The following is a 12,572-nucleotide window of genomic DNA, read 5'->3' as shown; positions in this document are numbered from 1 at the left end:
CGCGGCACCTTGGGCGGGCCGGGTCGGAATTTGTCTTGCCCTTGGCAGACCGGGCAAAACTTGCGGATTGTAGCTTTTCCGACGGATGACGGCCTGCGCCTTTTTTCGCTTCAGAGGCCGTGGTCAGGCCGCCGAATCCGGCGCTGAATCCGCTGGCGCTTCTTTTTCGCCTTCTTGCGGCTGTGTCTCAGCCTGCGGCGCGCCGCCGTCCGCTGCGGCTTGCGGGTCTTCGTCTTCCTGCGCCGCATCTGCGCCAGGGTCTTCCTCGTGGTCGGCAAGCACGCGGCCATTGGCGTGCCTGAATAGCGCCCAGGCGGCCATGAACAGGGCGGCAATCACCGGCCCGGCCACAAAGCCCGACAGGCCAAAGAGCGAGAGGCCGCCAATCGTCGTCAGCAAAATCAGATAGTCGGGCAGCTTGGTGTCCTTGCCCACCAGCACCGGGCGCAGCGCGTTGTCGATCATGCCGATCACCAGCATGCCCCACGCCGCCAGTCCCGCGCCCTGCCACACCGATCCGGTGGCCAGCAGATAGATGGCCACCGGCCCCCACACCAGGCTGGCGCCCACGGCGGGCAGCAGCGAGAGCACCGCCATCACCACGCCCCACAGCACGGCCCCATGCACGCCCAGCGCCCAGAAGGCCAGCCCGCCCAGCATGCCCTGCACCACGGCCACCACCACGTTGCCCTTGACCGTGGCGCGCCCCACGGTGGCGAACTTGCGCATGAGATAGCGCGTTTGCGCGCGCGACATGGGCACCGTGTCGCTGATCAGCGCCGCCAGCTGCCGCCCGTCGCGCAGAAAAAAGAACATCAGATAGAGCATGATGGCCACGTTCACCGCCAGCATCAGCGCGTTCTGCCCCAACGCCAGCGCCCGCCCGGTCAGCATCTGCCCGGCCTTGATGAAGCCGTCAGAGAAGCGGTCCATCACGCTTTGCACGTCCACCAGGTCCAGCCGCTTCATCACGTCGGTCAGCCACTTGGGCAGCGCCGCCATGATCTGCTGCGCGTAGGCGCGGAAATCAATCTGCCCGTCGCGCATGCGATCCACCAGCGCCGCCGCTTCGTTCACCAGCGCGCCAATCAGTAGCGTGGCAGGCAGCACCACGATCAGCAAGAAAGCCAGCAGCGTCAGCAGCGCTGCCGCATTGCGCCGCCCTTTCAGGCGGCGGCACAGCGCGTCAAACAGCGGGTGAAACAAAATGGCCATCAACACCGCCCAGAACACCGCGCCCCACAGCGGCGCCAGCACCCACAAAAAGGCAATGGAAACAGCCGCCAGCAGCAGCAGGAAAACGGTGCGTTGCAGTTGTGGGGTGTTCATGGCGCGCGCACTATAGCCAACCAGGGATCCAACCGTGAACCGGCCAGGCCCGCCGCGCGTGGCAGCAAAAACGCCGCCCGCGAGCGGCTCATGGAGCCAGCCTGGCCCATCTCAGCGCCTGTTTGCCATCTGTCCGCAGGCGCAGGCCGCGCATGGGCAAGGCTGAACGTTCAGCCGCTTTTTCGCTCCTCTATCAATAGCATGATGTCCTAGTGGAAACTGCGCTGAACGGTATTTTTGCCCGCCTGAATTTGCTCCTGTTTTTGTGAACAAGCTCTGATGCCGTCTGGCAGGCTGGCCTTTACTCACCCGCTCTGCCGCGCGGGCAGCAGGCCGGGCAGGCGCTCCAGCGCCTGCTGCACGCGGCTGACGGCGGGCGAATCGCCTGCGCACGAGAGGGTGAGCTGCTCGGTGGCGCGGGTCATGGCCACATACAGCAGGCGCCACTCGTCTTCTTCAGCGGCGGCCTGGGCGGGCAGCAGGTCCAGCCGCATGAGAAAGACGTGCGGAAATTCCAGCCCTTTGGCAGCGTGCATGGTCAGCAGCTTCACGCTGGGGGCGTTCCAGTCCAGCTGGTTTTTCTTCTGCGCGGCGCTGCCGCTGGTATGGCCGCTGACAGAACCGCTGATATAGGCCTCGGCCTCAATGCCGCGCTGGCGCAGGGCCGTTTTCAGCAGCTCCCAGTTGCGTTTTTCGCGGCAGAGCACGGCAATGTCTTGCGCGGGCACGCCGCTTTGCACCAGCTCGTGTATGCGTGCGGCCAGCCCTTGCGCTTCTTCACGGCCCGTGGCAAAGCGCAGCAGATGAGGCAGCGGGCCGCGCCGCCCGGCGCTACCGGGGTGTATGCAGGGCATGCGCGTGTCGCTTTCTTCGGCTTCATCCAGCAAGCCGCCCGCGCAGAGCATGGAAAGGGCCAATATTTCCGCCGTGTTGCGGTAGTTGAGCCGCAAGATGCTGCTGCGGCCTTTTGCCTGGATGCCCATCTTGCTGAAGCTGGGCAGGCGCTTGCCGCTGCGCCGGTAGATGGACTGCGCATCGTCATAGAGCACCAGCAGCGACTGCGCTTCGTCGGGCAGCTGGGCCGCCATGCGCAGCCAGGCGGCTTCAAAGTCGTGCGCTTCGTCAATCAGCACGGCGGCGTAGGCGCCCTTGGGTATCTGGCCCTTGTTCATGCCCTGCTCCACGGCGTGAACCAGCGCCTCATAGTCCGGGTTGCCATCGGGCAGCCTGCGCGGTTTGGGTATGCCGCATTCGTTCAGCATGCGGCTGCACCAGCCGTGAAATGTGCTGACTTGCACTTGCTCCGGCGTGATGCCGCGCCCGGCCAGCTGGTGCTCAATGCGCCCGGCCAGCGGGCGGTTGTAGCAAAGCACGAGGATGGGGCGGCCCGCGGTGTTGCGCTGCGCCAGGTGCTGCGCGCGAAAGACGAGGATCATGGTCTTGCCCGATCCGGCCACGCCGTGAATCACGCGGTGGCCTTCGCCCAGCGAGCGGGCCGCTTGCTCCTGGTTCAGGTCCATCACCTGCATCAGGTCGGGAATGGCGAATTGGCCCGCCGCTTCAACGGCGGCCTTTTGCGCGGCAGACCAATTGGTGACGCGCACTTCGGGAAAGATCAGCCAGCGCACGCGCTCTTGCTGCCTGGCGCTCAGGCGCGCGGCAAAGCCTTTGTCCAGCAGGCTCCAGAGGCGCTCGCAAAAGGCGGCGGGCGGCACGCTATCGGCCAAGTCGGGCCGAAGCAGCGTGTGGCTGGCGGGGAAGATGTCTTGCAGGCCCGCCGCCGCCACGTCGTCTTCTGTCATCCGGCTCATCACCGCGCCCCAGCCATAGGGCACGGCGCAATGGCCCGCGTAAGGGCCGCTGGCCTGCTTCAGCTGCGCATCGCGCTGAATCGGACTCATGGCCTGCAAGGCGCACTCGTGCGCCTGCTTCATGGGATGCGGGCTGTTGCCGTCTTGCAAGGTAATGCGTGAGAGATTGGCCTTGCGGATGCTGCCCGGCTTCCAGTGCTTGACTTCCAGCACCAGCAGGCCGCGTTCGGGGTGGAAGATGACGAAATCAGGCTGCCTTTGCAGCGGCCCCACGGGAATGTCGTGCCACACCACGCATTCATCGGGCAGGCAGCGCCTGAGCTGCTCCATCACCAGGCGCTCGCCGGGGTTCTCGCAGGCATCGTGGATACGGGAATAGGTCTGGGGGAAAACGGCCATCTGTAAATGATACACATGGATAGTTACATGATGCACACGCCATCGACTTCCGTTTTTCGTATCAAATCTGCCCCGAGTCCTAGTGAGATCAGCGCAGGCCGCTATCAAAATAAAAGCGTTTTGCAACCAAATGCGTGTATCTTTTTGCCTTTTGCGGCCTCTTGTGTTCCGTGGCGCCCGCCTGCCCTGCGTCAAGCGGCGCGCTCCGGCGCCGCCGGACAATTGCCCGTTTCGCCATTTCGCAACCCGCCGTCATGAGCTTTGCCCTGCCCCGCTTTCGCCCCCGCCTGCTTGACGCCCTGAAGGGCTACAACCGCGCGCGCCTTTCAAAAGACGTGGGCGCGGGGCTGACGGTGGGCGTGGTAGCGCTGCCGCTGGCCATGGCCTTTGCCATTGCGTCAGGGCTGAAGCCCGAAGCGGGGCTGTTCACGGCCATCATTGCCGGCTTCATCGTGGCGGCGCTGGGCGGCAGCCGGGTGCAAATTGGCGGGCCGGCGGGGGCGTTCATCGTCATCGTCTATGGCATCGTGGAGCGCTACGGCGTGGGCAACCTCATCATCGCCACGGCCATGTCGGGCGTTTTTCTGTTCCTGATGGGGCTGCTGCGGCTGGGTACGCTGGTGCGCTTCATCCCGGTGGCCGTCATCATCGGCTTTACCAACGGCATCGCGGTGCTGGTGGCGCTGTCGCAAATCAAGGACTTTCTGGGCCTGCGCATCGCCAAGATGCCGGGCGACTTTTTCGGCATCGTCAGCACGCTGTGGACGCATCTGGACACTTTCAACGGCTGGGCGCTGGCGGTGGCGGCAGCCTCGCTGGCCGTCATCGTGCTTTGGCAGCACGGCGGCGGCTGGCTCAAAACGGCGCGCGTGCCCGTCATCGGCCCCATCCTGCCCTTTGGCAGCAAGCTCTCCAGCGTGCCCGGCTCCATCGTGGCGCTGACGCTGGCCACGGCGGCGGTGGCCGCTTTTGATCTGCCGGTGGAAACCATCGGCACCCGCTTTGGCGGCATACCGGCGGCGCTGCCCGCCTTCGCGCTGCCTGATTTCAGCTGGGGCACGGCGCGCTACATGCTCATGCCCGCCATCACGCTGGCGCTGCTGGGCTCCATCGAATCGCTGCTGTGCGCGCGCGTGGCCGACGGCATGATTGACGACCGCCACAACCCCAATCAGGAGCTGATGGCGCAGGGCATCGCCAACTTCGTCACGCCCTTTTTCGGCGGCATGCCCGCCACCGGCACGATTGCCCGCACCGTCACAAATGTGAAAAGCGGCGCCACCAGCCCCGTGGCAGGCATGGTGCACGCGCTGGCGCTGCTGGCCGTCATCCTCGTGGCCGCGCCGCTGGCTTCTTCCATTCCGCTGGCCACGCTGGCGGCCATTCTCATGTTCGTGGCCTGGAACATGGGCGAGTGGCGCGAGTTCGCCCGCCTGCGCAGCTACCGCATGCCCTACCGCGTGACGCTGCTGGCCGTTTTCTTGCTCACCGTGGTGTTTGATTTGACGGTGGCCGTTGAATTCGGCATTGCCGCCGCGTGCCTGACCTTCATCTACCGCATCTCCAGCCTCTCGCGCGCCGAACAGCTGGACGCCGCCACCACCCCGCGCCTGGCCGGGCACGAAGGGCAGCTGCAAGTCTGGCGGCTGTATGGCGCGCTGTTTTTCGGCGCCACCAAAGTGCTGGAGAACATGGAAGACCACCTGCCCGCGCGCGCGCTCGTGCTGGACCTCAAAAACGTCATCTACGTGGACTCCACCGGCGCCGAAGCGCTGGTGCACCTGGCCCGCGCCTGCGCGCGGCGCGGCGTGCGCCTGATCGTCAGCGGCCTGATGCACCAGCCGCTGGACATAGCCCGCCGCACCGGCTTTGCGGCCCAGGTTCAGCAGCAGGGCGAAGACTGCCTGCAACCGGATGTGGGCCGCGCCCTGGATGAGGCGCTGGCCAAGCTGGCGCAGCAGGCTTGAGGCCCCGCGCCGCAGGCCCCTGCCGTCCGCGCTCTATTGCGTTCTATCGCGCACCGCCGCCTCCTGCTGCGCGGCCAGCAGCCTGGCGATGGCTTGCGGGTAAATCAAGTGCTCTTGCGTGAGCACGCGGGCGGCCAGGGTTTCAGCCGTGTCGTCCGGCAAAACAGGCACGGCGGCCTGCGCCAGGATTTGGCCGTGATCGAGCTGCGCCGTAACCTGGTGCACCGTGGCCCCGGCCACTTTGCAGCCCTCATCCAGCGCGCGCTGATGCGTGTGCAGCCCGGCAAATGCCGGCAGCAGGCTGGGGTGAATGTTGAGCAGCCGCCCCGCGTAGCGGGCCACGAAACCGGGCGTGAGAACGCGCATGAAGCCAGCCAGCGCCACCAGCGCGGGCCGGTGCGCGTCCACCGCCTGCGCCAGCGCGGCGTCAAACGCCTCGCGGCTGGCATGCGCCGTGTGATCGACCACGGCAGTGGCAATGCCCTGCTCGCGTGCGAACAGCAGGCCCTTGGCGTCAGGCCGGTTGCTGATGACGGCGGCCACGCGCGCGCCCAGCCGCTCGCTCCATTTCTGCTGCCGCGCCGCCTGCACGATGGCCGCCATGTTGCTGCCCGTGCCCGAAATCAGAATGACGATGTTCTTCATGGGCGGAATTATCCGGACTGCCCCTGGCGCGCAAAGAAAGCAGCGGAAAGCACGGAGCCGCCATGCAGGGCCGGACGGCAGGCTGTTTCAGCTCCTGATTCAATAGCATGACGTCCTAGTGGAATAAGCGCAGGTGCCGATTTCAACCCTCTTCAATTCGCTCCTTCTTTTGAAGATATGACGCCGCGCCAGGCCAGGCCGTCATCCCCCTTCGCGCCCTCCGCTCCTTTCACCCGGCATGCCCCGGGAACCTGCTCATGGGCAGGGCCTGAACAGGCGCTTTGGGCAGTTTCTCAGGCAAAGCCGCACTGCCGCCAGGCTTCAAAAACCGTAACGGCCACGGCGTTGGAGAGATTGAGACTGCGCTGGCCCGCGCGCATGGGCAGGCGCAAGCGCTGGGCAGGCGCGAAGGCGGCGAGCAGATCAGGCGGCAGGCCGCGTGTTTCCGCGCCGAAAACAAGACAGTCGCCCGGCGCAAAGGCGTTGTCGTGCGCCAGGCGCCCGCCGCGCGTGGTCAGGGCGAAGCACCGCGCGGGATCAGGCTGGCGGGCGGCGAGAAAAGCGCGCCAATCCGCATGCCGGCGCACGTCGGCCCACTCGTGGTAATCCAGCCCGGCGCGGCGCAGCAGGCGGTCGTTCATGGAAAAGCCCAGCGGCTCAATGAGGTGCAGCGTGCAGCCCGTATTGGCCGCCAGGCGGATAACGTTGCCGGTGTTGGGCGGAATTTCGGGTTCGACCAAAACGATGTGAAACATGGCGCGAATTGTCCGCGCGCCGCCTGTCCGCAAGAGCAGCCAGCAGACCAGATTGAACGCGCAGGGCTGGACAAGCAAGAATGATGCGCTCCTCAATCCATAGCACGGTGTCCTAGTAGAAACTGCGCGAAGCCGCATTTCATACCCCTTGAATCTGCTCCTCTTTTCAAGATGCACGACGATGACGCGGGGCAGTTGAATGCCCCTGCCCGGCCATGAAAAAGCCGCCCGGGAGGGCGGCTTTTCTTCAGGTAGCGGATAGGGATGGGCTTCAGGCGTATTCGGCCAGCGCCTTGCGCATTTTTTTCATGGCGGCCACTTCAATCTGGCGGATGCGCTCGGCGCTGACGCCGTATTCGGCGGCCAGTTCATGCAGCGTCATGCCGCCGCTGCCGTCATCGCGCACGTTCAGCCAGCGTTCGCTGACGATGCGGCGGCTGCGCTCGTCCAGGCTTTGCAAGGCGGTGGCAATGCCTTCGGTGGCCAGGCGGTCGCGCTGGGCGGCTTCGATCATGGCAGCAGGCTCATGGCTGGCGTCAGACAGCCAGGAGATGGGGCCGAAGGCGTGGTCGCCGTCATCGGCGGGCGCGGGGTCAAGCAGCACATCGCCGCCAGCCATGCGCGCTTCCATCTCGCGCACTTCTTCGGGCTTGACCTTGAGTTCTTCGGCCACGGTGAGCACCTGCGCCTGCGTGAGCGTGTCGCGCGGGGTGATGTCGGACTGGGCGTCTTCGGCGCGCAACTCGTGCTTCATGGAGCGCAGGTTGAAAAAGAGCTTGCGCTGCGCCTTGGTGGTGGCGAGCTTGACGACGCGCCAGTTCTTGAGGATGTATTCGTGGATTTCGGCCTTGATCCAGTGCAGTGCGTAGCTGACCAGGCGCACGCCCTGATCAGGGTCAAAGCGCTTGACGGCCTTCATCAGCCCCACGTTGCCTTCCTGTATCAAATCGCCATGCGGCAGGCCGTAGCCCAGATACTGGCGCGAGACGGAAACCACCAGCCGCAGGTGTGAAAGCACCAGGCGGCCCGCCGCCTCCAGGCTGCCGCTGCTGCGCAGCTCGCGCGCGGCTTGCTGCTCTTCTTCTTGCGTGAGCAGGGGCAGGCGATTGACGGCGGTGATGTAGGCATCCAGATTGCCCAACGAGGGCACCACGGCCCACGGATTGGCCACGGCAACGGCGGTGGATGCTTGGGCGGCAGGGGCGGAAGCCGGCATGGAAACAGGGGCAGAAGCAGGCAATGCTGTGGTTTTCTCGGTCATATTGGCAAAAATGTTAGCACTCCCTTTGGAAGAGTGCCAAAAAGGAAGTTCAACCGTGGTTGTGCAAAGGTTTGTAAAACGCGCGGTCCGCTCTTGATTCATCTCCGGTTTGCCCCGTTTGTTTGATGGCGGCAGGGGTATTTCGCTGTGCGATGATTACTCACTATGCCTCGCAGGCCAGCAGGCCACATATCGTTTGTTACGACCCTTGCAGGAGATGCCTTCATGTCAGAAAACCCGAAAAACCTTTCCGGCGCCCCCATCGTGGATACGGATGAGCAGGAAACAAAAGAGTGGCTGGATGCGCTGTCCGCCGTGATTGACCGCGAAGGCGCAGAACGCGCGCATTTTTTGATTGAGGAAATGCTGGAACACGCGCGCCAGCACAGCATTGATCTGCCGTTTTCGGCCACCACGGGCTACGTGAACACCATTGAGCCGGATCAGGAAGCGCGTTGCCCCGGCAATATCGAGATTGAAAAGCGCCTGCGCGCCTACATGCGCTGGAACGCAATGGTGATGGTGGTGCGCGCCAATCGCCTGCATCCGGCTGACGGGGGCGATTTGGGCGGCCACATTGGCTCTTTTGCCTCGCTTGCTTCCATGCTGGGCGCGGGTTTCAACCATTTCTGGCACGCCGAAAGTGAAGGGCATGGCGGCGATCTGGTTTATTTGCAGGGCCATAGCTCGCCCGGCATTTACGCCCGCGCATTTCTGGAAGGGCGTATCACCGAAGAGCAGCTGAACAACTTCCGCCAGGAAACGGGCGGCAAGGGGCTGTCCAGCTATCCGCACCCCAAGCTGATGCCGGAGTTCTGGCAATTCCCCACCGTGAGCATGGGGCTGGGGCCGCTGATGGCCATTTATGAAGCGCGCTTTCTGAAATATCTGCACGCGCGCGGCATCGCCAATACGGAAAACCGCAAGGTCTGGGCCTTTCTGGGCGATGGCGAGATGGACGAGCCGGAGAGCCTGGGCGCCATCGGCATGGCCGCGCGCGAGGGGCTGGACAACCTCATCTTCGTCATCAACTGCAACCTGCAACGGCTGGATGGCCCGGTGCGCGGCAACGGCAAGATCATCCAGGAGCTGGAGGGCGACTTCCGGGGTGCGGGCTGGAATGTCATCAAGCTCATCTGGGGCAAGGGCTGGGACGATCTGCTGGCGCGCGATAAAAGCGGCAAGCTGCGCCAGCTGATGATGGAAACGCTGGATGGCGAATACCAGGTCTACAAAGCCAAGGACGGCGCTTACGTGCGCGATCATTTCTTCGGCAAATACCCCGAAACCGCCAAGCTGGTGGAGCACATGAGCGACGAGGAAATCTGGAGCCTGCGCCGTGGCGGCCACGAGCCGAGCAAGGTGTATGCCGCCTTCCATGCTGCGCAGCACCACAAAGGCCAGCCCACCGTGCTGCTGGTGAAAACCATCAAGGGCTACGGCATGGGCAAGTACGGCGAAGGCAAGAACACCATCCACCAAACCAAGAAGCTTGACGATGAAGGCGTGCGCTACATGCGCGACCGCTTCAGCATCCCCGTGCCCGACAGCGAGCTGCCCAAGCTGCCCTACTACAAGCCAGCGGACGACACGCCCGAAATGCGCTATTTGCACGAGCGCCGCAAAGCCTTGGGCGGCTACCTGCCGCACCGCCGCACCAGGGCCGACGAGCAGTTCACCGTGCCCGCGCTGGAAACGTTCAAGGCCGTGCTGGAGCCTACGGCGGAAGGCCGCGAAATCAGCACCACGCAGGCCTACGTGCGCTTTCTGACCCAGCTGCTGCGCGATCAGGCGCTGGGGCCGCGCGTGGTGCCCATCGTGGTGGATGAATCGCGCACATTCGGCATGGAAGGGCTGTTCCGCCAGATCGGCATCTACAACCCCAAGGGCCAGCTCTACACGCCGGTGGACCGCGACCAGGTCATGTACTACAAGGAAGACAAGGCCGGGCAGATTCTTCAGGAAGGCATCAACGAAGCGGGCGGCATGGCCAGCTGGATTGCCGCCGCCACGAGCTACAGCACCTCGAACCGGATCATGATTCCGTTCTACGTGTACTACTCCATGTTCGGCTTTCAGCGCTTTGGCGATTTGGCCTGGGCGGCGGGCGACATGCAGGCGCGCGGCTTCTTGCTGGGCGGCACTTCGGGCCGCACCACGCTCAACGGCGAAGGCTTGCAGCACGAAGACGGCCACAGCCAGGTGCAGGCGGCGCTCATTCCCAACTGCGTCTGCTACGACCCCACTTTCGCGCATGAAGTGGGCGTAATCCTGCACCACGGCCTCAAGCGCATGGTGGAAAAGCAGGACAACGTCTTCTACTACATCACCCTGCTGAACGAGAACTACGCCATGCCCGGCCTGAAGGCAGGCACCGAAGAGCAAATCATCAAGGGCATGTACCTGTGCAGCCCCGGCGCACAAGCGCCCGTGCAGCGCGTGCAGCTGCTGGGTAGCGGCTCCATCCTGCGCGAGAGCCTGGCCGCCCAAGCCCTGCTGGCGCAGGACTGGGGCATTGCTGCCGATGTGTGGAGCTGCCCCAGCTTTACCGAGCTGGCCCGCGACGGCCAGGACTGCGAGCGCTGGAACATGCTGCATCCCACGGAAGCGCCGCGCGTGCCTTTCGTTGCGCAGCAGCTGGGCCGACATGAAGGGCCGGTGGTCGCCTCCACCGACTACGTGCGCAGCTACGTCGAACCCATCCGTCCTTTCATCCCGAAAAACGGCGATGGCTCGGCGCGCAGCTTCAAGGTGCTGGGCACCGATGGTTTTGGCCGCAGCGACTTCCGCTTCCGCCTGCGCGAGCACTTCGAGATCGACCGCCATTACATCGTCGTGGCGGCCCTCAAGGCCCTGTCGGAAGAAGGCAAGCTGCCCGCCAGCAAGGTCGCCCAGGCCATTGCCAAGTACGGCATCAAGGCCGACAAAGTCAATCCCCTGCATGCCTGACCCGACGCACCCAGAGAGGACAACCCCAAATGGCACAAATTGAAATCAAGGTTCCAGACATTGGCGACTTCAAGGACGTCGGCGTGATCGAGCTGCTGGCCAAGCCCGGCGACGCTGTGCAGGCTGACCAGAGCCTGATCACCGTGGAAAGCGACAAGGCTTCAATGGAAATTCCTTCCAGTCATGCTGGCGTGCTCAAGGAATTCAAAGTGAAGCTGGGCGACAAAGTGAGCGAAGGCAGCGTGATCGCCATCGTGGAAGCCGCCGCAGAAGCAGCGGCTCCCGCGCCCGCCGCAGCCGCACCGAAAGAAGAGCCAAAAACGGCCCCAGCGCCCGCCAGCCAAGCGCCAGCCGCTATCAAAACGGAAGCGCCAGCCGCCCCGGCCGCTCCTGCCGCTCCCGCCCCGGCAGCCGCCGCGCTGGACAACACGCGCCCGGCCATCAACCAGCCCCAGGGCCTGCCCCACGCCAGCCCCAGCGTGCGCAAATTTGCGCGCGAACTGGGCGTGCCGCTGGCCGAAGTGCAGGGCAGCGGCCCCAAAGGCCGCATCACGCAGGAAGACGTGCAGAAATTCACCCAGGCTGTCATGTCTGGCACCCTGCAAACGCAGGCGCAGGCCGCGCGCGGCGGCATGGGCGGCGCAGGGCTTGATTTGCTGCCCTGGCCCAAGGTGGACTTCGCCAAGTTCGGCCCCATCGAGCGCAAGGAGCTTTCGCGCATCAAGAAAATCAGCGGCGCGAACCTGGCGCGCAACTGGGTGATGATTCCCCACGTCACCAACAACGACGAGGCCGACATCACCGAGCTGGAAGCCTTCCGCGTGCGCACCAACAAGGAAAACGAAAAGAGCGGCATCAAAGTCACCATGCTCGCCTTCGTCATCAAGGCCGTGGTAGCCGCGCTGAAGAAATACCCTGACTTCAACGCCAGCCTTGACGGCGACGCGCTGGTTTACAAGCAGTATTTCCACATCGGTTTTGCCGCCGACACGCCCAACGGCCTGGTCGTGCCCGTGCTCAAAAATGCCGACCAGAAAGGCATCCTGCAAATCAGCCAGGAAATGGGCGAGCTGGCCCAAAAAGCGCGCGAAGGCAAGCTGGGCAGCGCCGACATGCAAGGCGGCTGCTTCACCATCAGCAGCCTGGGCGGCATTGGCGGCACGCACTTCACGCCCATCATCAACGCGCCTGAAGTGGCCATCCTAGGCCTGTCGCGCAGCAGCCTCAAGCCCGTGTGGGACGGCAAGCAGTTCGCGCCGCGCCTGACGCTGCCCCTGTCGCTCAGCTATGACCACCGCGTCATCGACGGCGCGGCGGCCGCGCGTTTTAATGCCTACCTCAGCCAGGTGCTGGCGGATTACCGCCGCATCCTGCTTTGATACGTTTCTGGCCGGAAAAGCCATTTCGGAAACCATTGGAAAACCGAATGCCCGGCCGCCCGCCGGGCATTTTGTTC

8 protein-coding genes are annotated in these 12,572 nt (G+C 64.4%); 3 read left to right on the top strand and 5 right to left on the bottom strand.

What is annotated here, in order from left to right:
• Positions 1-123 precede the first annotated feature (123 nt).
• Both QB898_RS03930 and QB898_RS03925 read right to left on the bottom strand, forming a co-directional pair.
• Entirely contained in the window at positions 124-1,329 is a 1,206-nt protein-coding gene (locus QB898_RS03930) for an AI-2E family transporter (RefSeq protein ID WP_279523880.1), read from the bottom strand.
• Positions 1,330-1,634: 305 nt separating this feature from the next.
• Positions 1,635-3,539 carry a 3'-5' exonuclease gene (locus tag QB898_RS03925; RefSeq protein ID WP_279523879.1) on the bottom strand — a complete coding sequence of 635 codons (1,905 nt, stop codon included), beginning with the start codon at positions 3,537-3,539 and terminating at the stop codon, positions 1,635-1,637.
• Between the two features lie 254 nt (positions 3,540-3,793).
• Here QB898_RS03925 and QB898_RS03920 point away from each other — a divergent pair, with 254 nt between their 5' ends.
• The gene (locus QB898_RS03920; protein ID WP_279523878.1) at positions 3,794-5,506 is read left to right on the top strand and encodes a SulP family inorganic anion transporter; all 1,713 of its coding nucleotides are present in this window, start codon (positions 3,794-3,796) and stop codon (positions 5,504-5,506) included.
• Positions 5,507-5,539: 33 nt separating this feature from the next.
• On the opposite strand, the gene purN is transcribed toward QB898_RS03920, so the two are convergent.
• The 3 genes from purN to rpoH form a co-directional block, all read right to left on the bottom strand.
• Positions 5,540-6,151, bottom strand: coding sequence for a phosphoribosylglycinamide formyltransferase (gene purN / locus QB898_RS03915; protein ID WP_279523877.1), 612 nt, complete (start codon positions 6,149-6,151; stop codon positions 5,540-5,542).
• A gap of 293 nt (positions 6,152-6,444) precedes the next feature.
• Positions 6,445-6,906 (bottom strand): tRNA (cytidine(34)-2'-O)-methyltransferase, encoded by a 462-nt coding sequence (locus QB898_RS03910; protein ID WP_279523876.1) that lies wholly within the window; start codon positions 6,904-6,906, stop codon positions 6,445-6,447.
• Between the two features lie 271 nt (positions 6,907-7,177).
• Complete coding sequence (gene rpoH / locus QB898_RS03905; protein WP_050714509.1) at positions 7,178-8,122, bottom strand: RNA polymerase sigma factor RpoH; 945 nt, start codon at positions 8,120-8,122, stop codon at positions 7,178-7,180.
• Positions 8,123-8,392: 270 nt separating this feature from the next.
• Between rpoH and aceE the strand changes: the two genes are divergently transcribed.
• Positions 8,393-11,116 carry a pyruvate dehydrogenase (acetyl-transferring), homodimeric type gene (aceE, locus tag QB898_RS03900; RefSeq protein ID WP_279523875.1) on the top strand — a complete coding sequence of 908 codons (2,724 nt, stop codon included), beginning with the start codon at positions 8,393-8,395 and terminating at the stop codon, positions 11,114-11,116.
• Positions 11,113-12,495, top strand: coding sequence for a dihydrolipoyllysine-residue acetyltransferase (gene aceF, locus QB898_RS03895; RefSeq protein ID WP_279523934.1), 1,383 nt, complete (start codon positions 11,113-11,115; stop codon positions 12,493-12,495). Before aceE ends, aceF begins: the two co-directional genes overlap by 4 nt.
• The last annotated feature ends 77 nt before the right edge of the window (positions 12,496-12,572 follow it).

This window comes from Ottowia cancrivicina (genome assembly GCF_029813755.1).
Classification (GTDB): domain Bacteria; phylum Pseudomonadota; class Gammaproteobacteria; order Burkholderiales; family Burkholderiaceae_C; genus Ottowia; species Ottowia massiliensis.
Note: the sequence above shows the minus strand (reverse complement) of the source record. Positions and strands in the feature narration are given on the sequence as shown.